The organism is Bradyrhizobium sp. SUTN9-2, assembly GCF_003122645.1.
GTDB classification, from domain to species: domain Bacteria; phylum Pseudomonadota; class Alphaproteobacteria; order Rhizobiales; family Xanthobacteraceae; genus Bradyrhizobium; species Bradyrhizobium yuanmingense.
The window spans coordinates 2,998,793-3,024,770 of record NZ_LAXE01000001.1; the positions used below are offsets into that span (position 1 = coordinate 2,998,793).

The following is a 25,978-nucleotide window of genomic DNA, read 5'->3' on the forward strand; positions in this document are numbered from 1 at the left end:
AGCAATTTTCGGGCCGTTGCTCGTGCCGCATCATTCGCCGCCCACGCGCCGCTTTCGTTGCAAAAACTTGAAGGTTAAAATATATCGAACACTGGTCACGAGATCCGAGGGAGCCAGCGCATGTCCGGATTGCCGCATTCGCCGCACACGCTGGTCACCGGTGGCGGGCGCGGCATCGGCCGAGCGATCGCGTCCGCTCTCGTCGGCGCCGGTGCGACCGTGACCGTGCTTGGCCGGAGCGCGTTGGTTCTCGACGAGGCGGTCAATGCAGGCGCCGCGCACTTTGCGGCTGTCGCTGATGTCTCGAACGAAGCGTCTCTGAAAGCCGCGATCGCCGGGGCAAGTGCGCGCAAGCCGATCGACATCCTGATTGCCAACGCGGGCAGCGCTGAATCGGCGCCGTTCGCGAAATCGGACAGCGCGCTCTTCAGCCGGATGATGGATGTCAATTTCATGGGCGTCGTGCATGCCGTCCAGGCCGTGCTGCCGGGCATGAAGGATCGTCCCTACGGCCGCATCGTCGCGGTAGCGTCCACCGCAGGCCTCAAGGGCTATGCCTATGTCAGCGCGTATGCAGCGGCCAAGCACGCCGTGATCGGCCTCGTGCGTTCGCTTGCTCTCGAGATGGCTGGAAGCAACGTCACCGTGAATGCGGTGTGTCCCGGCTTCACCGACACCGATCTCGTCGCCGGGAGCATCGACAACATCATGAAGAAGACGGGCCGGACCCGCGAGCAGGCAATTGCCGAGCTCGCGAAGCACAATCCGCAAGGACGCCTGGTCACGCCTCAGGAGGTCGCAGACGCAGTTCTCTGGCTGTGCGGGGAGGGCGCGAGCTCGATCACCGGACAGGCGATCGCGGTGGCCGGTGGCGAAGTCTAGCCTGCCGGGCAGGCGGAAAAAGAAAAGCCAAGGAGATCCCATGAGCAGACCAGCCAATCCCGTTACCGTGCCGCTTGCGGATTACTCACCGCAGCATTTCCTGCTCGCCGCGGTCGACGGCGTTGCGACGGTCACGCTCAACCGTCCCGAACGAAAGAATCCGCTGACGTTCGAGAGCTATCGGGAACTGACCGACTTCTTCCGCGCCTGCGCCTTTGACGACGCGGTCAAGTCCATCGTCGTCACGGGTGCCGGCGGCAATTTCTCGTCCGGCGGCGACGTGTTCGAGATCATCGGCCCGCTGGTGAAGATGGACACCAAGGGTCTGACCGCATTCACGCGCATGACCGGCGACCTCGTCAAGGCGATGCGGGCCTGTCCGCAGCCGATCGTGGCCGCGGTCGAAGGTATCTGCGCCGGCGCCGGGGCGATCATTGCCATGGCATCCGACATGCGCCTTGCGGCGAGCGGGGCCAAGGTGGCGTTCCTGTTCAACAAGGTGGGGTTGGCCGGTTGCGACATGGGTGCTTGCGCCATCCTGCCGCGCATCATCGGGCAGTCCCGCGCCTCCGAGCTGCTCTACACCGGCCGGTTCATGACGGCGGAAGAGGGCGAGCGCTGGGGCTTCTTCAGCCGTATCGTCACCCCGGAGCAGGTGCTGCCCCAGGCGCAGGTTCTGGCCAAGCAGGTCGCGGAAGGCCCGACCTTCGCCAACACCATGACCAAGCGGATGCTGGCTATGGAATGGGCGATGTCCGTCGAGGAGGCGATCGAGGCAGAGGCCGTGGCTCAAGCCCTGTGCATGACAACGGCGGATTTCGAGCGCGCCTTCGAGGCTTTCGCCAGCAAGGTCAAACCGGTCTTCAGGGGCGACTGAGCCGGTCGTAATTATCTGCAGCCAATCCAGCAAGGGGGACTTGCGGGGGATTATTTTAGGTTTAAAATAATTTCATTGCCGCCTGCGTGAGATGAAGCTCGCCAATCGCGCGATGATGTCGCCGATGCGCATGTATTCGGGTTCCGCGACAGCGTGCGCGACCGGCAGGATCTCCAGGAGCTGAGAATTAAGACTAAGCCCAAGACCCGGGCCGAGCTCAAGGCGGACGCGACAAAGCCGCTTGCGGCGGAGTGACCGCCCGTGCGACCTTAACCCATTGCCTGCGGTTCGAGTGGAGTTAGGGCGATGAAGGCGATTATCGTCGGTGGCGGTATCGGTGGTCTGACGACGGCTTTGATGTTCCGCTCGCGCGGCCTGGATTGCGAGATCTTCGAGCAGGCCGACACCATTCGCGAGCTCGGCGTCGGCATCAACACGCTGCCGCACGCGATGCGGGAGTTGGCCGGCCTCGGCCTGCTGCAGAAGCTCGACGAGGTCGCGATCCGCACCGATCAGCTCTATTATCTCAACCGCCATGGCCAGGAGGTCTGGCGCGAAGCTCGCGGCATCGACGCCGGCCACGATGTGCCGCAATTCTCGATCCATCGCGGCCGGCTTCAGGGCGTCATCCATCGTGCCGTCGAGCAGCGGTTGGGCCGTGAGGCGATTCACACCGGCTGCCGGCTCGGCGCCTTCTCGCAGGACGAGGGCGGCGTCACCGCTTACTTCTTCGATCGCGCCGGCGCCCATGTCCACACCGCGCGCGGCGATATCCTGATCGGCGCCGACGGCATTCACTCGCGCGTCCGCGAGACGCTGTTTCCGAACGAAGGGCCGCCGTGCTGGAATGGCCTCATGCTGTGGCGCGGTGCCCGCGACTGGCCGCTGTTCCTCACCGGAAAATCGATGATCGTGGCCGGCGGTCTCAATGCCAAGGTGGTGATCTATCCCATCGCGGAAGGATCGAGCCCGGCGAGCCGCCTGACCAATTGGGCGGTGCTGGTAAAAGTGGGCGAGGGCAACGCGCCGCCGCCGCGGAAGGAAGACTGGTCGCGGCCGGGCCGCCGCGAGGAGCTGATGCCGCACGTGGCGCGCTTCTCGGTGCCCTATATCGACGTGAAGAGCCTGATCTCGGCAACGCCCGAATTCTACGAATATCCGACCTGCGATCGCGATCCCTTGCCCTATTGGTCATCGGGCAGGGTCACGCTGCTCGGCGATGCCGCGCATCCGATGTATCCGGTGGGGTCGAACGGCGCCTCGCAGGCTATTCTCGACGCGCGCTGTCTTGCGGATGTGCTGGTGCGCGCCGAACACCCGCGTCAGGCCTTGCTCGAATACGAGAAGAAGCGTCTGCCGATGACGGCCGAAATCGTCCGCTCCAACCGGCGCGGCGGGCCGGAGGGCGTCATCGACGCCGTCGAGCAGCTCGCGCCCGACGGTTTCGACAATGTCGACAACGTTCTGAGCTATTCCCAGCGCGAGGCCATCGTGCGTGGCTATGCCACCAAGGCAGGCTTCGCTGCGGTGCCGGGACTCGCGGCGGTGCGCGCTTAAGACAGGCTGCTAGCCGCCGGGCGGCGGCGGTAGGAAGTGGATGTTGAACTCGGCGGCCATCGCCACGACGTCCTCGGGCTTCTGCTCCTTCATGTTGTGGAGACCCCAGAACAGGTCGAACAGCTTGCGGCTCGGCGAGACCCAGAACAGCACCTTGGCGGTCTGCTCCGACTTGTTGAAGATGCCGTGCGGCACGCCCATGCCGAGGCGGATCAGGTCGCCTGCACTGGCCTGCGCCTCCGAATTGCCCAGCATGAAATCGAGCTTGCCCTCCAGCATATAGAGATACTCATCCTGGTCGGGGTGAATGTGCGGCGGCACGAAGGTGCCCGGCGGTAGCGTCGCGTGCCAGGAGAAGCTGTTCTCGGCGTAGCTCTTCGGCACGTAGGTCTGGCCGAGGATGTTCCAGGAAATGCCCTGGATTCCTTCATTGGCCCGCGTGATGCCGGTGATTTCGCTCTTCATTGCAGTCCTCCCGTAGCGCGCTGCGCGGCTATTGTCAGAGCATGATCTTCATCGGAAAACCGCTGCGCACTTTGCGCTAGTGCGGCCCTTCGGGTCCGGATCATGCTCAGTTCGACGCCTTGCAGTCCTTGGCATAGCGGTCGCCGTAATTTTCGAAGACCTTCTGCACGATCTCGGTCTGGAACTTGCCGTCCGGACGCTTGGCGACCTTGGTCAGGTAGAAATCCTGGATCGGATAATTGTTGTTGTTGAACTTGAAGGCCCCGCGCAGCGAGGTGAAGTCGGCCTTCTTCAACGCGGCGCCAACGGCCTCCTTGTTGGAGAGATTGCCCTTCACGGCCTTGACTGCGCTGTCGATCAGCATCGCGGCATCATAGGCCTGGAAGGCGTAGGTGCCGGGAACGCTGTTTGTAGGCGGCCTCATAGGCGGCAACGAACTTCTTGTTCTGGGGATTGTCGAGATTGGGCGCCCAGTTCGCGCCACCGAACATGCCCACCGCCGCATCCTGCTGTGCCGGCAGGGTCGATTCATCGACCGTGAAGGCCGAGAGCACCGGAATAGTATCGGCGAGCCCGGCCTGCCGGTACTGCTTGACGAGATTGACGCCGAGGCCGCCCGGCATGAATGTGAACAGTGCATCGGGCTTCTGCGAGGAAATCTTGGAGAGCTCCGGCTGGAAATCCAACGTGTTCAGCGGCATGTAGGACTCTTCGACGATCTCGCCCTTGTAGTCCAGCTTGAAGCCCGCCACCGAATCCTTGCCAGCCTGATAGTTCGGCACCATCAGGTACATCCGCTTGTAGCCGCGGTCCTGCGCGACCTTGCCGAGGATCTCGTGCACCTGATCGTTCTGATACGAGGTCACATAGAAGAACGGGTTGCAATCCTTGCCGGCGAAGGTCGACGGACCGGCATTGGGGCTGATCAGGAAGGTTTTCGACTCCGTGATGGGCCGGTGGATGGCCTGCAGGATGTTAGAGAAGATCGGCCCGACCACGAAGTCGACCTTCTCACGTTCCAGAAGGCCCTTCACCTTGGTCACCGCAGCATCCGGCTTCAGCTCATCGTCGACGACGACGACCTCGACATCGCGGCCACCCATCTTGCTGCCGAGATCCTTCACGGCGAGCGCGAAGCCGTCGCGAACCTGCTGGCCCAGCGCTGCGGCGGGCCCCGATAGGGTCACGATCACACCCAGCTTGATTTTTTCCTGGGCGAGGGCAGGGGTCACCACGGTGCCGAGTAGCATCGCAGCTGCGGCCAAGGTCATTTTCGTCTTCATGATCTGTCCCTCGTGACGATTGGCTTGCGCTGCAAGCCACGTACTTCAATCCAAAGCTTATGCCGATGACGGCGGTCCCGGCAAGCCGAGCGCGGGGCGTCGCATCCTGCGAGCAGCGATGCATGCAAGCTGCGCGCCAATTATTTGAAGCCTAAAGAAACTGGCGTGCGGTCGATTGTTGCAGCTTTGGACTTGCGGCCGACGCGGATTTATTTGAAGCTCAAAACGTTGGGGAATCCGTGCCCGCGCCATGGCCGGCCGTGAGTGACTGCATCGACATGCTCGATTCCGAGACCAAGGTTGTCGAAACACCGGAGGACCACGCCGAAGAGCTTCGGCTGTGGCTGCGGCTCTTGACGTGCACGACGCTGATCGAGGGCGAGGTGCGCGGCCGGCTGCGGCAGCGGTTCGACGTCACGTTGCCGCGTTTCGACCTGATGGCACAGCTCGACAAGGCGCCTGACGGCATGACCCTGTCAGATGTCTCCAAGCGCATGATGGTCTCGAACGGCAATGTGACCGGGCTCGTGGAGCGCCTGGTGGAATCAGGCCATCTCGACCGGCGGACCTCAGACACCGATCGCCGCGTCCAGGTGATCCGGCTGACCAAGCTCGGGCGTGCCGAGTTCCGCAGGATGGCCGCCGAGCACGAGACCTGGATCGCCGATCTGTTCGCCGATCTCTCCCCGAAGGATGTGCGCGAATTGATGCGCCTCCTCGCCAAGACCAAGGCGTCCGCGCAGAAATCGGCCGCCCGCCGCCGGCCGTAGCCTACGGGCGCGACAGCCCGACACCCTTTGCCGCATGAAAAAGCACGGGATGCCCAAAATCCCCTATTGCGCCGAATTGCTTTAAGCCTAAAATGTTTTCCAGATCGTGCTGCCGGGTGCAATCCATGCTGAAAGGAGCGTGCGATGGCCAACGCCGCCAAGATTCAAGGGACGGGCTCGTCTGACGGCAGCGCCGCGACGGCCCATGTCGATACGTTCGCGCGGCAACATCTGCCGCCGCGCGAGCTCTGGCCCGAATTCATCTTCACGCGGCCGGAGCTGAACTATCCGCCGCGACTGAACTGCGTCAGCTATTTCCTCGATCGCTGGGTCGAGCAGGGCCATGGCGATGCCCCTTGCGTCATCAGCCCGGCCGTCAGCTACACCTATCGCGAGCTGCAGGCGCTGGTGAACCGCATCGCCAATGTGCTGGTTGGCAAGCTCGGCCTCGTCACCGGCGGGCGTGTGCTGCTGCGCTCGGCCAACAATCCGATGATGGTTGCGACCTATCTCGCGGTGATCAAGGCCGGTGGAATCTGCGTGGCGACGATGCCGCTGTTGCGCGCCAAGGAGCTGTCCTATCCGATCCAGAAGGCGGAGATCACGCTGGCGCTGTGCGACGGAAAGCTCGCCGAGGAGATGGAGAAGGCGAAAGCTGCTGCGCCCGGTCTCGAGCGGGTCGTCTATTGGGGCAATGGCGCGGCGGATTCGCTGGAAGCGTTGATCGCCGATGTCAGCCCGGAGTTCGAGGCGGTCGATACCGCCGCCGACGACATCTGCCTGATCGCCTTCACCTCGGGCACGACCGGCGATCCCAAGGGCACCATGCATTTCCATCGCGACATGCTCGCGGTCTGTGACGGCTATGCGCGCAACATTCTGCGCGCCGAGCAAAACGATCGCTTTATCGGCTCGGCGCCGCTCGCCTTCACCTTCGGCTTCGGCGGCGTGCTGTTTCCGATGCATATCGGCGCCTCCTTCGTTGTGCTGGAGAAGACGACGCCGGACGACATTCTGAATGCGATCGAGCAGTACAAGACCACGGTCTGCTTCACGGCGCCGACCGCATACCGCGCCATGCTTGGCAAGCTCGCAGGCCGCGACATTTCTTCGCTCCGCAAATGCGTCTCTGCGGGCGAGACCCTTCCCAAGCCGACATTCGATGCCTGGCTTAAGGCGACCGGGATCAAGCTGATGGACGGCATCGGCTCGACCGAGATGCTGCACATCTTCATCAGCGCGACCGAGGACGAGATCCGCCCCGGCGCCACCGGCAAGCCCGTGCCGGGCTATGAAGCCAAGATCGTCGATGATGAGGGCCGCGACGTGCCGCCCGGAACGATGGGCTTTCTCGCCGTGCGCGGGCCGACCGGCTGCCGCTATCTGGCCGACGAGCGGCAGCGGAAATACGTCCAGAACGGCTGGAACATCACCGGCGACACCTATTTGATGGATAGCGACGGCTATTTCTGGTACCAGTCGCGCTCCGACGACATGATCGTGTCGGCCGGCTACAACATCGCAGGAACGGACGTCGAAGCGGCGCTGCTTACGCATCCGGCGGTCGCCGAATGCGGTGTGGTCGGCGCGCCGGACGAGGCGCGGGGCATGATCGTCAAAGCCTATGTCATTGCCGCGCCCGGCGTGACCCCTGACGCTCAGCTCGTGGCCGAGTTGCAGGAGCACGTCAAACGCGAGATCGCGCCGTATAAATATCCGCGCGCCATCGAGTTCGTCGCGCAATTGCCGAAGACCGAGACCGGCAAGCTGAAGCGCTTTGCCCTGCGGCAGCTGGCGCAGGCTGCAGTGACGTCCTCAGGCGTCGCCGCGGAATGAGAGAAGGATAGAGAATTGTCTGTGACGACGCCGAAAAGCCCGCAACTCGCGGTCCTGCCGACCGCAGCCGAGGATGGAACGCGCACCAAGGCGCAGATCCTGCAGCCGTCAGGCTGGCCGCTGCCGAAGGGCTATGCCAACGGCATGGCTGCCGAAGGACGCATCGTCGTCACCGGCGGGGTGATCGGCTGGGACGCCGAGGAGCGTCTCGCCGATGGCTTCGTCGCGCAGGTGCGCCAGACCCTGGACAACATCGCAGCGATCCTGGCCGAGGCCGGTGCCCGGCCCGAGCACCTCGTGCGCCTGACCTGGTACGTCGTCGACATGGACGAGTACCTGGCCAATCTGAAGGAGCTCGGCAGGATCTACCGCGACGTCTTCGGAACGCACTATCCAGCGATGGCCCTGGTACAGGTCGTCCGCCTCGTCGAGAAGGCGGCGCGCGTCGAGATCGAAGCCACCGCCGTCATTCCGAGCTGAACTCCGCGGCAATCAGCTCGCTTTGGCGAGCTCATCGTCTTCGGGCGAGTTGAGATAGACGCCGGATATGGTGTCGACCCAGCAGAGATGATCGTGCACCTTCTTCACGCCCTCGACGTTCTCCGCGGCGACGATCGCGGCTTGCCGAGCGCGCTCTTCGGTGATGACGCCGCTGAGATGAACGATACCGTCGCGCACGATGACGTTCAGCCCGAACGGGCACCAGTCGTTCTTCTCCATAGTGTCGATGATGCGGCTGCGAATGTGGTCGTCATCGGCGGTTGGATCCGGCACTTCGCGGGCGAGCCCGGCCACGGCCTGTAACAGGTTGGCGCGGGACACGATTCCGACGACCTTGTCGCCGCGCACCACCGGCAGCCGCTTGACGTTGTTTCGCTCCATGAGATCGACGATCTCCGCAAGCGCCGTATCCTCGGTGATGGTTACGGGCAGGTCGGTCATCACTTCCGAGACCTTGCGGCCGTGTTCGTGAACGAAGTCGCTGGCGGATTTGCCCGGACCGAGGATGAACCGCAGCCAGCGCCCGCGCTTGCGCCGGGTGCCGATCTCGCTGCGGCGGATGAAATCTCCCTCCGACACCACGCCGACCAGCTTGCCGGTAGCGTCGACGACCGTGAGGCCGCTCACATGTCGCTTCAGCATGATATTGGCCGCCTCGACGATGCTGGTGTCGGGGGTGACAGAGATGACCGACCGGGTCATGATCTGGTGGGCGCGCATGGACAAACTCCGCTGGCATGTCAATTTCAATGGACAAAGCCTAGTGAATCCATCGGGGTGCGGTTTGACTCAGGTCAAGCGGAGAAAGCTTGCCTTGATCACCGATTTTGATCCGTGTCGCGATTTGATGCAGCTCAACGCGCCCCGGAAGCGTCGCCATATCCTGCCGCAGGCGTAGAACAGAAGCCCGCAGGAACAATGAGCCATGAGCGTCGTGAAGATCTTCCCGCGGGCCGAAGCGCCGCTGCAAGCTCCCGCTATCAGGCCGGCTGCCGGGATTTCCGAAAGGGTCGCAGGCACGCCGGCTGACTGCACTTGCCCGCAAACAACGGATTCGTATCCACTCGATCGCGCGTTTCATGCCATGCTGGCGCGGTTCACGGGCGGAATCTCGCCTGTTGCCTTGTCGCTCGCCTGGCTCGACTGGGGCGCGCATCTTGCGGCGGCGCCTCAGCACCAGATGGAGCTCTTCCGCAATATCTTCCGCGACTCAGGCCGCTTCCTGGAAGCTGCCGCTCACGCGACATCCAAAGAACCATGGTCCGTCATTCGGCCGCAGGCGCGGGATCGCCGCTTCAAGGACCGGCAATGGGAAGCCGCGCCGTTCAATCTGCTTGCGCAGGCGTTTCTGCTCACCGAGCGCTGGTGGCACGATGCCACGACCGGCATACGCGGCGTGTCGCACGCAAATGAGGCCATCGTCGAGTTCTCGATGCGCCAGATGCTCGACATGCTGGCGCCTTCGAATTTCGCCGCCACCAATCCGCAGGTGCTGGAAAAAGCGTTCCAAAGCGGCGGGGAGAACTTCGTGTTCGGCTGGCAGAACTGGTGCAGCGACCTGATGCGCCTGCTCTCCGGCTCGAAGCTGGCCGGGGAGGATCAGTTCGTCGTCGGCAAGACGGTGGCGGCGTCGCCCGGCAAGGTCGTCTACCGCAATAGCCTGATCGAGCTGATCCAGTACCATCCGACGACTGCGCAGGTGCGGCCGGAGCCGATTCTGATCGTGCCGGCCTGGATCATGAAGTACTACATCCTCGATCTGTCGCCGCAGAATTCCCTGGTCAAATACCTGACCGCTCAGGGCTTCACCGTCTTCGCGATCTCCTGGCGCAATCCGGATGCGAACGATCGGGATGTTGCCTTCGACGACTACCGCAAGCTGGGCGTGATGGCCGCGCTGGACATGATCGGGAAGATCGTGCCGGGCCGGAAGATCCATGCGCTCGGCTATTGCCTTGGCGGGACGTTGCTGTCGATCGCCGCGGCGGCCATGGCGCGGGACGGCGATAGCCGTCTCGGCACCGTCACGCTTCTCGCCGCACAAACCGATTTCACCGAGGCCGGCGAACTGACGCTCTTCATCAACGAGAGCCAGGTTGCCTTCCTCGAAGACATGATGTGGCAGCGCGGCTATCTCGACACGACACAGATGGCGGGCGCGTTCCAGCTCCTGCGCTCCAACGAGCTGATCTGGTCGCGGCTCTCGCGTGATTATCTGATGGGCGACGGCTCGCCACCGAGCGACCTGATGGCCTGGAATGCCGACGCCACGCGGCTACCCTATCGCATGCACTCGGAGTATCTGCGCAAGCTGTTCCTGAACGACGATCTGGCGGAAGGTCGCTATCGGGTCGAATGCCGGAGCGTCTCGCTGTCCGACATTCACACACCGATGTTCGTGGTCGGCACGCTCGCCGATCACGTGGCGCCCTGGCGATCCGTCTACAAGATCCATTATCAGGTCGATGCCGACGTGACGTTCCTGTTGACCAGCGGCGGTCACAATGCCGGTGTCGTGGCGCCTCCGCAGGAGGAGGGCCACTTTTATCAGGTGCTGACCAAGGCTGCCGATGCGCCCTATGTCGGTGCGGATGAATGGCTGAAGCTGGCCCCGCGCGTCGAGGGCTCATGGTGGCCGGAATGGACCACTTGGCTGGCGGCACGTTCCGGCGCCCCCTGCGATCCGCCGCAGATCGGACTTGGCGACGCCCTCGGCCTGCCGGACGCGCCGGGGGACTACGTCCACACCTAAGCGTCCGGCTCCGATCTCGGCGTGAGATCCGAGGAGCGGAACGGTTTGGCCTTGTCCAATTTGCGATAGGCCGTTGACGCCTTCCGCAACAACTTCTTCTCGCGTTTGCGATTGAGGAAGCCACGGCTGGCATCGATGCCGGCGCCATTTAACGAGGCCGCCAGTGCCTGTCCGCGCGCATCGTCGTTCAATTGACCGAGCGAGCGTTGTGCCTTGCGCAATTGCTTGAGGATGGACTTCTGTTTCGTCGTCACCCCATCGGCGAACAGATCCGCAAGCGACTCGACCGAGTAGGTCATCCGTTTGTTGAGGAGCCGCAGCTTGTGACGTCTCTCGACATCGAGCTTCTTCAGCTTACGGGCCTTCTTGAGCAGCGTCCTCTCCCACTCGGTCAGCCGCTCCGTCGCATGGTCGGCGAGGGTGCAGCGGCGCAACCGGATCGCTTCCTTGCTGCGGCGGGTCGACCAGGGGCCGCTTTCGATCCACGTTGAGGTTTGCTCGACCAGGCGGCGATACCGCGCCGATTGCAGCGCACGCGCCAGCAGCCGATGGCTCTCCGCGCGTTTCTCGTCCCAGCGCTGAAGCTCGGCGACCACGGCGAGCTCGTCGCTACTCTCTGCGACGATCCGCTCGATGGCCACGTCGAGGTCTCGCACCATGCCGAGCTGACTGTTCAGCCATTTCAGTTCGGCCCAGACTTCCGGTCGCAGCGCATCGTCGACCATCGGTGAAAAGAAGCGGATGGCAGTCCGCAGATGAGTCAGTGCGATCCGTATCTGGTGCAGCGCATCCGGATCGCCGCGGCAGGTGCCGTCGTGCTGAGCGATCACCGCGCCGAGGTGTCGGCGGGCGATGATGCGGAAGGCCGTGTCGCAGGCCATGCCGGGGCTGAGGCGGGCGGGCAGGACATTGCGCCGCGTTGCCGGCTTGGCATGCGCATTTGCCGTCGAGCGCGTGGTGGATCGCGACTTCCTTGCCCGCATTAGTCTGATTGCCTTGTTTGCCCCTCAGCGATGACGTTCCGGCAGTTCTGAAGCGTCTGCTCCTGTGTCCCGGATGCATCGATGGTCGCCCAGCCGACATGGCCGATATTATAGTGCTCTTGCAGCGCGGCAACCTCCGGCGTGGCGTCCGATGCGTCTCCCCGGCGGTCGCCGATGCGCGCTTGCCGGGTTGCAAGGTCTGCGACCAGGAACAGCCCGTTCAACGTCACGTTGCACTCGCGCGCCAGCGCCGCGATCGCATCGCGTTCGTCCTCGCGCGCGAATACGCCGTCAACGATCGCCGAATGGCCCTGCGCCAGCACCCGCCGGGCCTGCTGCACCAGCGTGTCATAGACGCGGGCCGTGACCTCCGGCGTATAGGCTGAAGGCGGCAAGCGGTGGGTGTCTTCGACCCCGAACATCTGCTTGCGGACGAGATCGCTGCGCAGCACGACGGCGCCCGGCTCCGGTGCCACGACCGGCGCGAGCGCGTGCGCCAGGGCGGTCTTTCCGGTGCCGGACAGTCCGCCGACCGCAATCAGACGCGGAGCAGGAGGACGGATCAGCGTCCCGGCGAGGTCGAAATAACGCCGTGCCTGGTCGACGATGCCGGGATCGTCGGAGTGCGGCGGTTTCAGTCGCGCCAGCGCCACCTGGGCGCGGATCGCCGCCCGGATGGACATGAACAGCGGCAGGGTCGAGAGCGCATCGAGATTGTCGGCCGGCGTCGCGGCGAGATAGCGGTTCAGCACCATGTTTGCCGCGCTCGGCTGGTGGTGCTGCAACAGGTCCATCAGCGTGAATGCGAGATCGTAGAGCACGTCGACCGTCGCCATCTGCGCGTCAAACTCGATCGCGTCGAACAGCACGGGTCGATCATCGATCATAACGATGTTTGCCAGATGCAGATCGCCATGGCAGCGGCGCACGAAGCCCCGGCGGCTGCGCTCTGCGAGCAGGGGACGAATACGCAGACAGGCCGCATGCGAAGCGTTGGCGAGTTGCTCGATCTCGTCTGCGCTGAAATGGCCGCCGGCCCGCAGACCATTGGTGTTGCCGTCGATCAGGGCCGGGATGGAGGAGACCCATGCTTTTCCGTCGGCGCGTGTCGCCGCCGCGTGCGCCGCCGCGTGCGCCGCCGCGTGCGACGCCGCGATGGCGTCGGCGGCGGCGGAGGCAAGCTTCGCGTCCAGCGGGCCGGCCTCGGCCAGATGATCCAACGTCCTGCTTTCGTCGAAGCGCGACATGTCGACCGCATACTCGATCGGCCGGCCGGCGCCCTCGACCTTCACCGATCCATCCGCCTCTTCCGTGATCGCCACGACACCACGATAGATCTGCGGCGCCAGGGGCCGGTTGATCCGGATCTCCTCCTCGCAGGCCGCCTTGCGCTGTTCGAGCGTCGAATAGTCGAGGAAGGGAAACCGGACGGCGCGCTTGATCTTCAGCGCACGCTTTGCGTCCAGGAACACCGAGGCGGCATGCGTGTCGATGCGCATCACGCCGGGATGGTCGGTCAGCATCCGAAAGATGCGCTCCTGAGCCGCCGTGTCATCCTTCATCGAAGCGGACATGGCAAGCACCATCAGGGCGTCAGCACGGCCGCGCCGAGGATCTGGCCATTCCGCAGCATGGTCAGGACCTCATTGGCCTGATCGAGCGGAAACGCCGTCGTCTCGGTCCGCACGCCGGCTTGCGGCGCGACCTTGAGAAAATCGAGGCCATCCTGCCGGGTCAGGTTGGCGACCGAGACCAGCTGCCGTTCCTGCCACAGCAGATCATACGGAAAGCTTGGAATGTCGCTCATGTGGATGCCGGCGCAGACGACGCGACCACCTTTGCGCACGGCGCGCAACGCCGCCGGGACCAGCTCGCCGGTTGGCGCGTAGATGATCGCGGCGTCGAGCGGCTCGTCGGGCACCTGGTCCGATGACCCCGCCCAGACAGCGCCGAGACGGCGGGCAAGATCTTGTGCAGCGGCATCGCCGGCCCGCGTGAATGCATGGACGGAGCGTCCCTGCCAAGCCGCGACTTGCGCAATGATGTGGCCGGCCGCGCCGAAGCCATAGAGACCGAGCCTCTCGGCGGGGCCGGCCAGGACCAGCGAGCGCCAGCCGATCAACCCCGCGCACAGCAGGGGCGCAATCTCCACGTCGCTGCCGGACTCGCCGAGCGGAAAAGCGTAACGTGCGTCGGCGATGGTGTGGGTCGCGTAGCCGCCGTCGCGCGTGTAGCCGGTGAACAGCGGTGCATCACAGAGGTTTTCCATACCCTCGCGGCAGAAGCGGCATTTTCCGCAGGTGAAGCCGAGCCAGGGAATGCCGACCCGGTCACCAGGCGCATGTGTCGTCACATTCGCGCCGATGAGGTCGACCCGGCCGACGATCTCGTGGCCAGGCACGATCGGATAGCGGATGCCGGGCAGCTCGGCATCAACGAGATGAAGATCGGTCCGGCATACACCGCAGGCGCTGATCTTCACCCGGATCTGACCCTCGCGCGGCATCGGGTCGGGCCGCTCCTCCATCCGGAGCCGCGCTCGTGGGGTCGGCAACACCATCGCACGCATGTCTGTCTCCGGGGCGAACCGCTCCGACTGAAGTATCCATAGAACGGCCGAGTGGCCAGTCCTTGACGTCAGTCAACGCCTGTTTCCCGGGCTGATCGGACGGAGTTTCCCCCGGTCTTGACGCGGATCAAGGGTCTCGACGACAGCCCGCCTATCATGGTGGCTCAGGAGAATTCCGATGCCCATCAAGGATGTGTTTCTGCCCCTTGTCGGCCAGCCGCGCGGGCCAGCCCTGGTTGCGATCGAGAAATGCGTTTCTGTCGCCGCCGATCTCGGCGCCAGGATCACCGCGCTCGCGCTCGAGGAAGATGTTTTCGAGCGACCGAAGGTGATGCTGCCTGACGATCGCGAATTCGCGCAGGCCAGCCTCGAGGCGAGCGACATGCAGCAGCTGCTGAATGCCTTCACCGATGCGGCTTGCTGCGCCAACGTCCGCGCCCAGAGCCGGTCGGGCAAGGTGCCTGCGGATCAGATCGGAGCGATCCTGGCCGAGCACGCCCGCTTCAGCGACCTCACGCTGGTTCCCGTGAAGCCGCACGACAGTCGAACGGAGGCCATCGTGGAGGCGTTGTTGTTCGAGTCCGGACGGCCGCTTTTGCTCTGTCCCGAACATCGTGCTGACGAGCTCCGGCCCGAGTTCGAGAACGTCATGATTGCCTGGGATCATTCTGCACGGGCCGCGCGTGCGGTCGGCGATGCGTTGCCTGTTCTTCAGGCTGCCAGTTCGGTTCGTGTGCTGACCGTGGCGGAGGACAAGACGGACGCGGTCGTCCGATCCGGAACGGCACTCGTCGACCATTTGCGGGAACACGGCGTCTTTGCCTCGTTCGAAACCACGAAGGGGGGCGGCCGCTCGACCGGCAAAGTATTGGGAAGCTGGGCGAATTCCCATGGCATCGATGCCGTCGTGATGGGCGCCTATCATCATTCGCGCCTGAACGAGATCGTGTGGGGCGGTGTGACAAAGACCGTCATTGGCCAGCCACCATGCTGGGTTATGATCTCGCACTAGGCGTCTTCTTCCAGCCGGATCGTCCAATCATCGGAACCGCCGCTGGCGCGGCGCATTTGTTTTCATGTCGACTTATCGTCTGAACAACCTGCTGTCGCCGCGCTCGGTTGCGCTCGTCGGCGCGAGCGCGCGTCCGGCGTCCGTTGGACGCGCGGTCCTGGAAAACATTCGGAAAGCGGGATTCAAGGGGCGGTTTGGCCTCGTCAATCCGCGCCACGCCGAGATCGGCGGCCTCGCCGCGGTGAAGAGCCTGGACAGGCTGGACTTCGTGCCCGAGCTCGTCGTCGTCACCGCGCCCGCGGGCGAGATTCCAGGCATCGTCGAGCAGGCCGGCCGTCGCGGATCTGCGGGTGCGCTGATCGTCTCCGCCGGTCTCGGCCAGGGACCGGGATCGCTGCACGAGGCGACCAGCGCTGCCGCCCGCAAACACGGCATGCGGCTGATCGGGCCGAACTGCCTCGGCATCATGATGCCCGGCGTCAGCCTGAATGCCAGTTTCGCCGCGCACATGCCGGGGGCCGGCAACCTCGCGCTGATCTCGCAATCGGGAGCCATTGCCGCCGGCATGGTGGATTGGGCCGCGCAGCGCGGCGTCGGCTTCTCCGGCATCGTCTCGATCGGCGATCAGATCGACGTCGACATTGCCGATTTGCTCGACCATTTCGCGATGGATCACAAGACCCGCGCGATCCTGCTCTACATCGAGGCGATCAAGGACGCGCGCAAGTTCATGTCGGCGGCGCGCGCGGCCGCGCGGGTGAAGCCCGTCGTCGTGGTGAAGTCCGGCCGCATGGCGCAGGGTGCGAAGGCCGCTGCGACGCATACCGGGGCGCTCGCCGGTGCCGACGCCGTCTATGACGCGGCGTTCCGCCGCGCGGGCGTGCTGCGGGTGTCCGACCTGCGCGAGCTGTTCGACTGTGCCGAGACACTCGGCCGCGTCGAATCGCCGACCGGAAAGCGTCTCGCCATCCTGACCAATGGCGGCGGCATCGGCGTCCTCGCCGTCGATCGATTGGTCGAGCTCGGCGGTATTCCGGCGACGATCTCGACTGATGCGCACAGGAAGCTCGATGCGGCGCTGCCGCCGACTTGGTCGGGTGCAAACCCCGTCGACATCGTGGGCGACGCCGATGCTGCGCGCTACGCAGCGGCGCTGGAGGAACTGCTGGCCGATCGCGACAACGACGCAGTCCTCGTCCTCAATGTGCAGACCGCGATCGCATCGGCCGCCGAGATCGCCAAGACCGTGACGGAGCTCGTGGCTAAGTATCGCGAGCAGCACCGCCGATGGGCAAAGCCCGTGCTGGCGGCCTGGGTCGGGGCCGATCAGCACATCATCCAGGCACTCTCCAGCGCCGGCGTGCCGAACTATCCGACCGAGGACGACGCCGTGCGCGGCTTCATGCATCTGGTCCGGCACCGCGAGGTGGTGGAGGAGCTGACCCAGGTGCCTCCCGCGATGCCCGACACGTTCGTTCCGGATGCGAGGGGGGCGAGAGAGATCGTCACCGCCGCGATCGCGGATGGCCGCCAGTGGCTCGAACCCGTCGAGATCAAGCACCTGCTCGAAGCCTACGATATCGCGATGGTGCCGACCTGTGCGGCAGCCGATGTCGAGCAGGCGGTAGCCTATGCAAAGGACATCTTCGCGCAAGGCGGCACCGTCGTGCTGAAGATCATGTCGCGCGACATCACCCACAAATCCGACGTCGGCGGCGTCGTGCTCAATCTGACGTCGCCGGAGGCCGTCCGTGCGGCGGCGACGGACATTCTTGCGCGAGCGCGGAAGCTGCGGCCCGAGGCGCGCATCGGCGGCGTCATCGTCCAGGCCATGGTCGTCAAGGCAAAGGCGCGCGAGCTGATCCTCGGCCTTGCCGACGATCCGACCTTCGGCACGGTGGTGGTTTTCGGCCGCGGCGGCACGGCGGTGGAGATCATCAACGACAAGGCGCTGGCGCTGCCGCCGCTCGATCTACAACTGGCCCGCGATCTGATCGACCGCACGCGCGTGTCGCGGCTGCTGAAGGCCTATCGGGACGTGCCGGCGGTGAAGCACGACGCCGTCGCCATGGTGCTGGTCAAGCTGGCGCAGATGGCGGCCGACATTCCCGAGATCCGCGAATTCGACATCAACCCGCTGCTGGCCGACGAAACCGGCGTGACCGCGGTGGATGCCCGCGTCGCGGTCGGGCCGCCACAGCGGAAGTTCGCCGGCTCCGGCCCGGCCAATTTCGCCGTTCGCGCCTATCCATCGCAATGGGAGCGCCGCCTCAAGCTCAAGGAGGACTGGCGCATCTTCGTGCGGCCCATGCGCCCCGAGGACGAGCCGACCATCCACGAATTCCTGCGTCACGTCACGGCGCACGACCTTCGCCTGCGCTTCTTCGCCCCGATGAAGGAGTTCACCCACGAATTCATCGCACGCCTGACCCAGCTCGACTATGCGCGCGCGATGGCCTTCATCGCATTCGAGGAGGCCAGCGGCGAAATGGTCGGCGTGGTCCGGCTCCATTCCGACTCGATCTACGAGACCGGCGAATACGCGATCCTGCTGCGGTCCGACCTCAAGGGCAGGGGGCTCGGCTGGGCCCTCATGCAGCTGATCATCGACTACGCGCGGTCGGAAGGATTGAAGACCATATCGGGCGACGTGCTGCAGGAGAATACCGTGATGCTCGACATGTGCCGGCAGCTCGGCTTCGAGGTCAAGCCGGACCCGGCCGAGCCTGAGATCTGCGACGTCAGGCTCAAGCTCTGAGCGTGTCGGCTACGATTGCGCCTCGGCCGAACTGGCATCATCGGACGTCCTGGTCGTCGCCCGCAGAGTCTTGATGATGACCGCGATCAGCGGCAGCAGCACCGGCACGATCGTGCTGAGCGGATGATGCACCGCGCCCGACACCTGGGCCTGGAGCGCACGGGCCTCGAGCTGGAGGGCTTCGATGGAGGTGTCGTGAATTTCGTTGGCGAGTTCGATGTCACGCCCCGACGGAGCGCGGCCGGCGATCAGGAAGAGAGCGGCCGCGATGACGAAATTGACGGCGCCGAGGATGGCAGCCGCGGTAATCGCGCTCCAGATCTGCACCAGTGCGAAATAGGCCGACAGCTCCAGCATCAGCAGCCCGAACGCGGCGATCAGCGCCGCGAAGGCACGCAGGCCGAGGCCGATCAGCAAGTGGCGCAGCCTGATGTCGGCGATGATCCTGTCGGTGCGCCACAGCACGCGCAGATGTTTGACGACATTCTCGGTATTCACCTAGTGTCTCCTCAGCATGAAGCCAACAACCACGCCCAGCGCGAAGGCGGAGGCGAGCGATGTGATCGGACGCTCCGCAACGAGGCCCTGGAGCGTCTCCCCCTCCTGTTCGACGGTCTCGCCGAGCTCGGCGGGTGCGGCCCTGATCTGATCGGCGAGCGCATCAGTGCGAGCTTTCGAGCTCTCGAACATCTCCTCGCCGGCGGTGCTCAACAAGTGCGTGACGTCGACCTTCAGCGTGCGCAATTCCTCGCTCATCCTGTCACTGTCGAACATGGATTTGGTGTCCTCATTAAATTCAAAGGAGCCTAAGACCAGCCCGTGCGATCGCGCTTGATTTGCGTCAAGAGGCGGAGCCCGTTCGGGGTCTTGAGACAGGTCAATCCGGCCGCCACATGCTGGCCTAGAAATGCCGGCTGAATGGGGACCGATTGTCCCGATGAGGTGGAAAGCGTGAACCACGAACCGCTGCTGCACGCGACGCCGTCCGGCGACGTGCTGAAATTGCGCCCCGAGGGGCCCTGGACCGCCGCGAACGTGGTGACGCTCGAGACCTTGTCCCGCTCGGTCGGGGCCGACGTCGATCGTTCGCGCGCCGTATCCTTGGACATGTCGGGGATCAGCGCGCTCGATACGCTCGGCGCCTGGGTCCTGGAGAAGCTGTCGCGCAGGGCCGCCTCGTCAGGCAGGCCAGCCGAATTCGTCGGCGTCGCCGATCATTTCAGCGGGCTGATGGACGAGGTGCGCCAGGTCAACCGCCGCACACCGGCTCCGGCGGCCGCGCCCAATCCGGTTCTGGCGCGGCTGGGTGATCTCGGCAAGTCCACGGTCGGGGCGCGGGAGGACGTCACGATCTTCCTCCAGATGCTCGGCGCCTTGTTCATGGCCGTCATCGGCGCGCTGCGCCGGCCGCGTTCGCTGCGGCTGACCTCTCTGGTGTATCAGCTCTACCGCATCGGGTGGCAGGCGATCCCCATCGTCACGCTGATCACCTTCCTGATTGGCGCCATCATCGCGCAGCAGGGCTTCTTCCACTTCCGTAGATTCGGCGCGGAATCATACACGGTCGACATGGTCGGCATCCTGGTGCTGCGCGAGCTCGGCGTGCTGATCGTCGCCATCATGGTCGCGGGACGCTCGGGGAGCGCCTACACGGCCGAGCTCGGCTCGATGAAGATGCGCGAGGAGATCGACGCGCTCTCGACCATGGGGCTCGATCCGGTCGACGTCCTGATCCTGCCGCGCGTTGCGGCCCTGGTCGTTGCGCTGCCCATCCTCACCTTCATCGGATCGATCGCCGCGCTCTATGGCGGCGGGCTGGTCGCGCAGTTCTATGGCGACATGGGGCCGGCGATCTACATCGCGCGCCTGCACGAGGCCATTTCCGTCGCCCATTTCGAAGTCGGCATCCTGAAGGCGCCGTTCATGGCGCTGGTGATCGGGATCGTGGCCTGCAGCGAGGGATTGCGCGTCAAGGGCAGCGCGGAGTCGCTGGGGCGGCAGACCACGACGTCGGTGGTGAAATCGATCTTCCTGGTGATCGTGCTCGACGGCCTGTTCGCGATCTTCTTTGCCTCGATCGGAATGTGACAATGGAAGAATTGCAAGACCAGTTCGCGATCCGCGTCCGTGACCTCGTGGTCGGCTTCGGCCGTCAAACCGTGCTCGACCATTTGTCGCTCGACGTCCGCCGCGGCGAGATCCTCGGGCTGGTGGGCGCATCCGGCGGCGGAAAGTCGGTCTTGATGCGGACCATCATCGGCCTTATCCCGCGCCGGAGCGGGACCATCGAGGTCATGGGACAAGCCGGCGGAAGCCACGGCCGCGGCGCTGCGATGGCATGGGGCATCCTGTTTCAGCAGGGCGCGCTGTTCTCCTCGCTGACGGTGCGCCAGAACGTCCAATTTCCCTTGCGCGAAAATCTGGTCCTGTCGCAGGAGCTGATGGACGAGATCGCGATCGCCAAGCTCGAGATGGTCGGCCTGCGTGCGGAGGACGCCGACAAATATCCGGCGGAGCTGTCCGGCGGCATGACCAAGCGCGTGGCGCTGGCGCGCGCGCTCGCGCTCGATCCGCCGATCCTGTTCCTGGACGAGCCGACCTCGGGCCTCGACCCCATCGCCGCCGGCGAGTTCGACGCGCTGATCAAGACGCTGCAAAAGACCCTGGAGCTCACCGTGTTCATGGTGACCCATGACCTTGCGAGCCTGACCACGGTCTGCGACCGCGTCGCCGCGCTCGCCGACGGCAAGATCGTGGCGATCGGCCCGATGCGCGAATTGCTGCAATCCGAGCATCCCTGGGTGCGCGCATACTTCCACGGCAAGCGCTCGCAGATGCTGCAACACGAGATGAGATGAGAGATGGAAACCCGCGCTCCCTATGTGCTGATTGGCAGTTTCGTGCTGGCCGCGATCGTCGCAGTGTTCGGCTTCGTCTATTGGCTGAACAACACCGGCGGCATCGGGCCGCGCACCAGCTACCACGTGCAATTCCAGGGGCCGGTGCCTGGCCTGCTGGTCGGCGCCGGCGTGCTGTTCAACGGCATTCGCGTCGGAGAGGTGACCCAGCTCGGACTCGCGCCTGATAACCCGCGCTTCGTCAATGCGACGATCTCGGTTGCCACCGCGACGCCGGTGCGTGCCGACACCAAGGTCGGCCTCGAATTCCAGGGCCTGACCGGCGTTCCCGTGGTGACATTGGAGGGGGGCGTGATCGTCGCCAAGTCGGGCGAGCTGCCGACCTTGATCGCGGAGGCCGGCGCAGGCCAGAGCATGACGCAGGCGGCGCGCGATGCGCTGCGGCGGGTCGACACGGTGCTTCAGGACAATTCCGGCCCGCTGAAGGACACCATTGCCAATTTCAAGACCTTCTCCGACGGGCTCGCGCGCAACACCGGCAAGATCGACGGCATCCTGGCAGGCCTCGACAAGATGACCGGCGGCGGCACGCCCGCGCAGAAGGTCACCTACGACCTGCGCACGCCGCAGAATCTCGGGCCGGCCGGCAAGACGCTATCGGCCTCACTGGCCATTCCCGAGCCGACGGCGGTGGCGATGCTGCAGACCCAGCGCATGCTGTTCGCGCCTAGCGGCGACAGGCCGGGCTTTGCGGACTTCCTCTGGGCTGACAGCATTCCGAAACTGGTGCAGGCGCGCCTGATCGACAGTTTTGAGAACTACGACATCGCCCACGCCCCGCTGCGCACGACGGATCTCGGGCCGGCGGACTACCAGCTCCTGCTCGACATCCGGCGCTTTCGGATCGCGACGGATGGGGAGGCTCGGGCCGAGATCGGACTGTCGGCTCGGATCGTCGACAAGAATGGCAAGGTGATCGCATCGCGCCTCATCGAGGCCAGCGAAAAGCTCGACAAGGTCGAACCGGCCGCTTCAGTCGCCGCCTTCGATGCCGCCTTCGCGCGCATCGCCAAGGAGCTGATCGGATGGACCGTGCAGGCGGTGTGAGGGGCGACTATTCCAGCGTCTTCAGGTAGGACAGCAGGTCGTGGATCTGGTCCGGGCTGAGTTCGAAGGCCGGCATGTCGGCATGTCCGGTGGAGATCCCCTCGGCCAGCGCCTCGCCAAGGCTGTTGATCGGATAGCGCCGATGCAGGGTGCGTAGCGGAGGCGCGATCTCCAGCGGGCTCTTGGAGGCGCGGTCGATCGCGTGACAGCGTGCGCAATTGGCTCGGGCGAAAGCCTTGCCGCGTTGTTCGGCGGCCGGGGCCGCGAGCGCAGGCGTGATCAGAAGCAGCCCAATCAGGCCGTGACGCAGTGCTCTTTGCAGCATGGAATCATCCCGTCGAACCGTGGACGCAGAATAAGAGCGGGATGCCAGCCAAATTTGATCTGGGTCAATCGGCTGCGGCACGGTGCAGTAAAATGCAGCCGCGCGGTGGACTCGGCCTGACGTCGGGAAGCGGCCGGCGTGGGGAGCGATGGATGAAGCCTTCCGTGGTCACGAGTGAGCCGAACGGACATCATTGCGACGATTGTGCCGTGCGTGGAGCGGCGGTCTGCTCGTCGCTCGATGCAGCCGAACTCCGGGAGTTCGAGCATCTCGGCCGCCGCGTCCATTTCGATTCGGGCGAGACCGTGTTTTCCGAGGAAGACATCACGACCTCGTTCTACAACGTCCTCGAAGGCGTCATGCGGCTGTACAAGCTGCTGCCTGACGGCCGGCGGCAGATCGTCGGCTTTGCCTTGCCCGGTGACTTCCTCGGGATGAATCTGTCCGGCCGGCACAATTTTTCGGCCGATTCGATCGGCGTGGTGAAAGTGTGCCAATTCCCAAAAGGGCCTTTCGGCCGTTTCATCGAAGACCGGCCGCAATTGCTCAGGCGCATCAACGAGCTGGCCATTCGCGAGTTGAGCCAGGCGCGCGACCATATGGTCCTGCTCGGACGCCGCTCGGCCGACGAGAAGGTCGCGACCTTTCTGCTCGGCTGGCGTGAGCGGCTGGTCGCGCTCAACGGTCCGTCCGACATGGTCGCGCTTCCGATGAGCCGTCAGGACATCGCCGATTATCTCGGCCTGACCATCGAGACCGTCAGCCGCACCTTTACCAAGCTTGAGCGTCTCGGCGTGATCGAGATCATTCACGGCGGCATCAGCCTGCTCGATCCGGCCCGTGTCGAGGCCATGGCCGCAGCCTGACCTCCCGTCCGCGGCGTCTTCGGCAGAATTTGATTCCGATCAATGACGCCGGCCATGCTCCGCAAAATACTGCCGGACACAAATCCGGGAGGGGATGATGCCTGCTGACGCGTTGCTCGTGACCGTTGTCGTCGTCGCGATCTTTGTGGTGTTCGCCGCAGTTCTGGCCTGGGCTGACCGGCAAACCAGGGCGGGCCGGCTTGATCCGGATTCCAGGCACTGAAGCCTTCTGCAGGTCCAGGTCCAGGTCCAAGTCCAAGTCCAAGTCCAAGTCCAAGTCCAGGTTTAGGTCCGAGTCCGGCGCGCCAGGGCCGATGCTCGCCTGGGCGGGCGCCCCCCGTCGGCAGCGTTTCGACGCAATCACGGTTTGCGTAATCCGCAACTCTGCGTCGAAGAAGACGCATCGCCGCAGCTTTTGGCTGCTGACTTCCTCGTTACGGGCCTTTTCGTGGCATTTGCCTCAAATCGCGCGCGTGCTTTCCGGTTGAAATGCCTGGTAACGTTGACTACGCAGGAACTCAGTGCCTCGTAGTCTTAGGAGCCCCGCGGCGTGCCTCAGGACAAGACCGGCGATCCCCGACAACCGGCGGGCAACAAACTATCGGTCCTGCGCAAGCACCCGATCTTCGCGGATCTGGAGCCGGAAGCGCTCGATCAACTCTGCCGCTACGCCAAGCACACCACCGTCAAGCGTGGCGCGACGATCGCCGCCAAGGGCGATCCCGGCAACAGTCTGTTCGCGGTGATCGCGGGGACAGTCAAGATTTCCTCCTCATCGCCTGATGGGCGGAACGCTATTCTCAATCTGATCGGCCCCGGAGAAATCTTCGGCGAGATCGCCGTGCTCGACGGCGCGCCCAGGTCGGCGGATGCGACCGCCAATACCAATTGCGAGCTCTACGTCATCGATCGCCGGGACTTCCTGCCGTTCGTGAAGAGCCAGCCGGCGCTGGCGATGAAGTTCATCGAGCTGCTGTGCGCGCGTCTGCGCTGGACCAGTCAGCAGGTCGAGCAGGTGATCCTGCAGAATCTGCCGGGCCGGCTTGCCAGTGCACTGCTCGGTCTCACCGAAGAGCGCAAGCTGGATTCCGGCAGCGGCACGCTCGCCATCACGCAGCAAGAGATCAGCGAGATGGTCGGGATGACGCGCGAGAGCATCAACAAGCAATTGCGCGCCTGGGCCGGCCGCAACTGGGTCCGCCTCGAGCACGGCGCCATCGTCGTGCTCGATACGGACGCGCTGCGCGAGCTTGCCGAGAGTGGCCTCGGCGGCGAGTGACGCCGTCGGCCTAACCGTCGATGCTGGCGACCGCGCGGGGCCTCGATTGGAGGCGTCAAGTCACGGGCTAGCGACGTCGAGCCAGGCCGCCATACCCACCATAGTGCGAATTGCGCCAGGAATCGATTGATGCAAGTCTTGCATCGATCGATGCCGGATTTGGCTTGGACAGAGAATGCCGCCCGCCCTAGGGACGACATTGGCGCTTGACTTCACACCTGAAGCGGAGCGACCCAAGGCGGCCTGCAGCCGGGCCGACAACGATATAATCGATCTCAATCAACCCAGGAGGAAGCCCACATGAAGACGCTCACCGGTATCATCACAGCCGTTGCACTGGCGGTCTCAGCACCCCTGGCCACTGCACGCGATTTCCGCTCGGCTGACGTTCACCCCGCCGATTATCCGACCGTCGAGGCGGTCAAGTTCATGGGCCAGCAACTCGCGGCGGCGAGCGGCGGCAAGCTTGGCGTGAAGGTGTTTCCGAACGGCGCCCTAGGCTCGGAGAAGGACACGATCGAGCAACTCAAGATCGGCGCGCTCGACATGATGCGGATTAATGCATCGCCGCTGAACAATTTCGTGCCCGAGACTATCGCGTTGTGTCTGCCCTTCGTCTTCAGGGACACGCAGCACATGCGCACCGTCCTCGACGGTCCGATCGGCGATGAGATCCTGGCAGCCATGGAGCCCGCGGGCCTGGTCGGCCTTGCCTATTACGACAGCGGCGCGCGCTCGGTCTATACCGTCAAGGGACCGGTCAAATCGCTGGCCGATCTGAAGGGCCTGAAGATCCGCGTCCAGCAATCAGACCTGTGGGTCGGCATGATCCAGAGCTTGGGGGCCAACCCGACGCCGATGCCCTATGGCGAGGTCTACACCGCGCTCAAGACCGGCCTCGTCGACGCTGCCGAGAACAACTGGCCGTCCTACGAATCCTCCCGGCACTTCGAAGCCGCCAAGTTCTACAACATCACCGAGCACTCCCTCGCGCCCGAAGTTCTCGTGATCTCGAAAAAGGTCTGGGACGCGCTGAGCAAGGAGGACCAGGCGATGGTCCGCAAGGCAGCCAAGGAATCGGTGCCCGTCATGCGCAAGCTCTGGGACGCGCGCGAGCAGGCCGCCCGCAAGACCGTCGAAGCCGCTGGCGTTCAGGTGGTCACGATCGGCAACAAGGCGGAGTTCGTCGATGCAATGAAGCCGGTCTACCAGAAGTTCGCCGGTAACGAGAAGCTGCAGAGCCTCGTCAAGCGCATCCAGGACACGAAGTAAGACAATTCGGGAACCGGGTCCGGCGT

The 25,978-nt window shown here is 64.5% G+C and carries 25 protein-coding genes and 1 pseudogene; 17 read left to right on the top strand and 9 right to left on the bottom strand.

Annotated features, from left to right (window positions below; all coding sequences use genetic code 11):
* The first annotated feature begins 120 nt into the window (after positions 1–120).
* From XF30_RS13710 to XF30_RS13720, 3 genes are all read left to right on the top strand, one after another.
* Positions 121–882 (top strand): SDR family NAD(P)-dependent oxidoreductase, encoded by a 762-nt coding sequence (locus tag XF30_RS13710; RefSeq protein WP_109143012.1) that lies wholly within the window; start codon positions 121–123, stop codon positions 880–882.
* A gap of 40 nt (positions 883–922) precedes the next feature.
* Positions 923–1,759 (top strand): enoyl-CoA hydratase family protein, encoded by an 837-nt coding sequence (locus XF30_RS13715; protein ID WP_036028952.1) that lies wholly within the window; start codon positions 923–925, stop codon positions 1,757–1,759.
* A 306-nt stretch (positions 1,760–2,065) separates the two neighbouring features.
* On the top strand, positions 2,066–3,316 hold the full coding sequence (locus XF30_RS13720; RefSeq protein ID WP_109143013.1) for a flavin-dependent oxidoreductase: 1,251 nt from the start codon (positions 2,066–2,068) through the stop codon (positions 3,314–3,316).
* A 9-nt stretch (positions 3,317–3,325) separates the two neighbouring features.
* On the opposite strand, the gene XF30_RS13725 is transcribed toward XF30_RS13720, so the two are convergent.
* Both XF30_RS13725 and XF30_RS13730 read right to left on the bottom strand, forming a co-directional pair.
* A complete protein-coding gene (locus XF30_RS13725; RefSeq protein ID WP_036007559.1) occupies positions 3,326–3,781 on the bottom strand; it encodes a cupin domain-containing protein in 456 nt (151 codons plus the stop codon).
* Between the two features lie 106 nt (positions 3,782–3,887).
* Positions 3,888–5,064, bottom strand: a pseudogene (locus XF30_RS13730) (ABC transporter substrate-binding protein).
* Between the two features lie 278 nt (positions 5,065–5,342).
* On the opposite strand from XF30_RS13730, the gene XF30_RS13735 reads away from it, so the two are divergent.
* The 3 genes from XF30_RS13735 (at position 5,343) to XF30_RS13745 (ending at position 8,150) form a co-directional block, all read left to right on the top strand.
* The gene (locus XF30_RS13735; protein WP_036007554.1) at positions 5,343–5,834 is read left to right on the top strand and encodes a MarR family winged helix-turn-helix transcriptional regulator; all 492 of its coding nucleotides are present in this window, start codon (positions 5,343–5,345) and stop codon (positions 5,832–5,834) included.
* A gap of 144 nt (positions 5,835–5,978) precedes the next feature.
* Positions 5,979–7,670, top strand: coding sequence for a benzoate-CoA ligase family protein (locus XF30_RS13740; RefSeq protein WP_109143014.1), 1,692 nt, complete (start codon positions 5,979–5,981; stop codon positions 7,668–7,670).
* A gap of 21 nt (positions 7,671–7,691) precedes the next feature.
* Positions 7,692–8,150 carry a RidA family protein gene (locus tag XF30_RS13745; protein ID WP_109143015.1) on the top strand — a complete coding sequence of 153 codons (459 nt, stop codon included), beginning with the start codon at positions 7,692–7,694 and terminating at the stop codon, positions 8,148–8,150.
* A gap of 12 nt (positions 8,151–8,162) precedes the next feature.
* Here XF30_RS13745 and XF30_RS13750 read toward each other — a convergent pair whose 3' ends face one another.
* Positions 8,163–8,891 carry a CBS domain-containing protein gene (locus XF30_RS13750; RefSeq protein ID WP_109143016.1) on the bottom strand — a complete coding sequence of 243 codons (729 nt, stop codon included), beginning with the start codon at positions 8,889–8,891 and terminating at the stop codon, positions 8,163–8,165.
* Between XF30_RS13750 and XF30_RS37745 the strand changes: the two genes are divergently transcribed.
* Positions 8,890–9,069, top strand: coding sequence for a hypothetical protein (locus XF30_RS37745; RefSeq protein ID WP_146207700.1), 180 nt, complete (start codon positions 8,890–8,892; stop codon positions 9,067–9,069). The two genes, XF30_RS13750 and XF30_RS37745, sit on opposite strands and share 2 nt — an antisense overlap.
* 27 nt (positions 9,070–9,096) lie before the next feature.
* A complete protein-coding gene (locus tag XF30_RS13755) occupies positions 9,097–10,923 on the top strand; it encodes a PHA/PHB synthase family protein (protein WP_109143017.1) in 1,827 nt (608 codons plus the stop codon).
* Here XF30_RS13755 and XF30_RS13760 read toward each other — a convergent pair.
* Genes XF30_RS13760 through XF30_RS13770 form a run of 3 tightly spaced genes read right to left on the bottom strand, consistent with a single transcriptional unit; the run spans position 10,920 to position 14,475 of the window.
* Positions 10,920–11,906 carry a CHAD domain-containing protein gene (locus tag XF30_RS13760; RefSeq protein WP_109143018.1) on the bottom strand — a complete coding sequence of 329 codons (987 nt, stop codon included), beginning with the start codon at positions 11,904–11,906 and terminating at the stop codon, positions 10,920–10,922. The genes XF30_RS13755 and XF30_RS13760 overlap by 4 nt on opposite strands.
* Positions 11,906–13,468: a bifunctional aminoglycoside phosphotransferase/ATP-binding protein gene (locus XF30_RS13765; protein WP_109145703.1), complete on the bottom strand. Its 1,563-nt coding sequence runs from the start codon at positions 13,466–13,468 to the stop codon at positions 11,906–11,908. Before XF30_RS13765 ends, XF30_RS13760 begins: the two co-directional genes overlap by 1 nt.
* A gap of 23 nt (positions 13,469–13,491) precedes the next feature.
* A complete protein-coding gene (locus XF30_RS13770; RefSeq protein WP_109143019.1) occupies positions 13,492–14,475 on the bottom strand; it encodes a zinc-dependent alcohol dehydrogenase family protein in 984 nt (327 codons plus the stop codon).
* A gap of 178 nt (positions 14,476–14,653) precedes the next feature.
* Between XF30_RS13770 and XF30_RS13775 the strand changes: the two genes are divergently transcribed.
* Both XF30_RS13775 and XF30_RS13780 read left to right on the top strand, forming a co-directional pair.
* On the top strand, positions 14,654–15,487 hold the full coding sequence (locus XF30_RS13775) for a universal stress protein (protein ID WP_109143020.1): 834 nt from the start codon (positions 14,654–14,656) through the stop codon (positions 15,485–15,487).
* Between the two features lie 64 nt (positions 15,488–15,551).
* Positions 15,552–18,245 (top strand): bifunctional acetate--CoA ligase family protein/GNAT family N-acetyltransferase, encoded by a 2,694-nt coding sequence (locus XF30_RS13780; RefSeq protein WP_109143021.1) that lies wholly within the window; start codon positions 15,552–15,554, stop codon positions 18,243–18,245.
* A gap of 9 nt (positions 18,246–18,254) precedes the next feature.
* On the opposite strand, the gene XF30_RS13785 is transcribed toward XF30_RS13780, so the two are convergent.
* Together XF30_RS13785 and XF30_RS13790 are read right to left on the bottom strand one after the other, a co-directional pair.
* A complete protein-coding gene (locus tag XF30_RS13785) occupies positions 18,255–18,743 on the bottom strand; it encodes a phage holin family protein (RefSeq protein ID WP_109143022.1) in 489 nt (162 codons plus the stop codon).
* Complete coding sequence (locus XF30_RS13790; RefSeq protein ID WP_109143023.1) at positions 18,744–19,019, bottom strand: hypothetical protein; 276 nt, start codon at positions 19,017–19,019, stop codon at positions 18,744–18,746.
* Positions 19,020–19,196: 177 nt separating this feature from the next.
* Here XF30_RS13790 and XF30_RS13795 point away from each other — a divergent pair, with 177 nt between their 5' ends.
* From XF30_RS13795 to XF30_RS13805, 3 genes are read left to right on the top strand one after another with little or no spacing between them, the layout of a single operon-like run.
* The gene (locus XF30_RS13795) at positions 19,197–20,333 is read left to right on the top strand and encodes an ABC transporter permease (RefSeq protein WP_109145704.1); all 1,137 of its coding nucleotides are present in this window, start codon (positions 19,197–19,199) and stop codon (positions 20,331–20,333) included.
* Between the two features lie 2 nt (positions 20,334–20,335).
* The gene (locus XF30_RS13800) at positions 20,336–21,103 is read left to right on the top strand and encodes an ABC transporter ATP-binding protein (protein WP_192893132.1); all 768 of its coding nucleotides are present in this window, start codon (positions 20,336–20,338) and stop codon (positions 21,101–21,103) included.
* A gap of 3 nt (positions 21,104–21,106) precedes the next feature.
* Positions 21,107–22,210, top strand: a complete 1,104-nt coding sequence (locus XF30_RS13805) for an ABC-type transport auxiliary lipoprotein family protein (RefSeq protein ID WP_109143025.1) — start codon at positions 21,107–21,109, stop codon at positions 22,208–22,210.
* A 7-nt stretch (positions 22,211–22,217) separates the two neighbouring features.
* On the opposite strand, the gene XF30_RS13810 is transcribed toward XF30_RS13805, so the two are convergent.
* Entirely contained in the window at positions 22,218–22,535 is a 318-nt protein-coding gene (locus XF30_RS13810; protein ID WP_081493003.1) for a c-type cytochrome, read from the bottom strand.
* 152 nt (positions 22,536–22,687) lie between these two features.
* On the opposite strand from XF30_RS13810, the gene XF30_RS13815 reads away from it, so the two are divergent.
* From XF30_RS13815 to XF30_RS13830, 4 genes are all read left to right on the top strand, one after another.
* Positions 22,688–23,401 carry a helix-turn-helix domain-containing protein gene (locus tag XF30_RS13815; RefSeq protein WP_036029009.1) on the top strand — a complete coding sequence of 238 codons (714 nt, stop codon included), beginning with the start codon at positions 22,688–22,690 and terminating at the stop codon, positions 23,399–23,401.
* A gap of 97 nt (positions 23,402–23,498) precedes the next feature.
* Positions 23,499–23,624, top strand: coding sequence for a hypothetical protein (locus XF30_RS39815; RefSeq protein ID WP_275945336.1), 126 nt, complete (start codon positions 23,499–23,501; stop codon positions 23,622–23,624).
* Positions 23,625–23,951: 327 nt separating this feature from the next.
* Positions 23,952–24,680: a Crp/Fnr family transcriptional regulator gene (locus XF30_RS13820; protein ID WP_036007486.1), complete on the top strand. Its 729-nt coding sequence runs from the start codon at positions 23,952–23,954 to the stop codon at positions 24,678–24,680.
* Between the two features lie 300 nt (positions 24,681–24,980).
* Entirely contained in the window at positions 24,981–25,952 is a 972-nt protein-coding gene (locus XF30_RS13830; RefSeq protein ID WP_036043896.1) for a TRAP transporter substrate-binding protein, read from the top strand.
* Positions 25,953–25,978: the final 26 nt, after the last annotated feature.

Coding starts and splice junctions, on each gene's coding strand:
- XF30_RS13720 (WP_109143013.1), top strand. CDS start 2,066: ATGAAGGCGATTATCGTCGGTGGCGGTATCGGTGGTCTGACGACGGCT.
- XF30_RS13740 (WP_109143014.1), top strand. CDS start 5,979: ATGGCCAACGCCGCCAAGATTCAAGGGACGGGCTCGTCTGACGGCAGC.
- XF30_RS13805 (WP_109143025.1), top strand. CDS start 21,107: ATGGAAACCCGCGCTCCCTATGTGCTGATTGGCAGTTTCGTGCTGGCC.
- XF30_RS13760 (WP_109143018.1), bottom strand. CDS start 11,906: ATGCGGGCAAGGAAGTCGCGATCCACCACGCGCTCGACGGCAAATGCG.
- XF30_RS37745 (WP_146207700.1), top strand. CDS start 8,890: ATGGACAAACTCCGCTGGCATGTCAATTTCAATGGACAAAGCCTAGTG.
- XF30_RS13830 (WP_036043896.1), top strand. CDS start 24,981: ATGAAGACGCTCACCGGTATCATCACAGCCGTTGCACTGGCGGTCTCA.
- XF30_RS13775 (WP_109143020.1), top strand. CDS start 14,654: ATGCCCATCAAGGATGTGTTTCTGCCCCTTGTCGGCCAGCCGCGCGGG.
- XF30_RS13815 (WP_036029009.1), top strand. CDS start 22,688: ATGAAGCCTTCCGTGGTCACGAGTGAGCCGAACGGACATCATTGCGAC.
- XF30_RS39815 (WP_275945336.1), top strand. CDS start 23,499: ATGCCTGCTGACGCGTTGCTCGTGACCGTTGTCGTCGTCGCGATCTTT.
- XF30_RS13750 (WP_109143016.1), bottom strand. CDS start 8,891: ATGCGCGCCCACCAGATCATGACCCGGTCGGTCATCTCTGTCACCCCC.
- XF30_RS13715 (WP_036028952.1), top strand. CDS start 923: ATGAGCAGACCAGCCAATCCCGTTACCGTGCCGCTTGCGGATTACTCA.
- XF30_RS13790 (WP_109143023.1), bottom strand. CDS start 19,019: ATGTTCGACAGTGACAGGATGAGCGAGGAATTGCGCACGCTGAAGGTC.
- XF30_RS13800 (WP_192893132.1), top strand. CDS start 20,336: ATGGAAGAATTGCAAGACCAGTTCGCGATCCGCGTCCGTGACCTCGTG.
- XF30_RS13725 (WP_036007559.1), bottom strand. CDS start 3,781: ATGAAGAGCGAAATCACCGGCATCACGCGGGCCAATGAAGGAATCCAG.
- XF30_RS13710 (WP_109143012.1), top strand. CDS start 121: ATGTCCGGATTGCCGCATTCGCCGCACACGCTGGTCACCGGTGGCGGG.
- XF30_RS13765 (WP_109145703.1), bottom strand. CDS start 13,468: ATGAAGGATGACACGGCGGCTCAGGAGCGCATCTTTCGGATGCTGACC.
- XF30_RS13735 (WP_036007554.1), top strand. CDS start 5,343: ATGCTCGATTCCGAGACCAAGGTTGTCGAAACACCGGAGGACCACGCC.
- XF30_RS13780 (WP_109143021.1), top strand. CDS start 15,552: ATGTCGACTTATCGTCTGAACAACCTGCTGTCGCCGCGCTCGGTTGCG.
- XF30_RS13755 (WP_109143017.1), top strand. CDS start 9,097: ATGAGCGTCGTGAAGATCTTCCCGCGGGCCGAAGCGCCGCTGCAAGCT.
- XF30_RS13810 (WP_081493003.1), bottom strand. CDS start 22,535: ATGCTGCAAAGAGCACTGCGTCACGGCCTGATTGGGCTGCTTCTGATC.
- XF30_RS13770 (WP_109143019.1), bottom strand. CDS start 14,475: ATGCGTGCGATGGTGTTGCCGACCCCACGAGCGCGGCTCCGGATGGAG.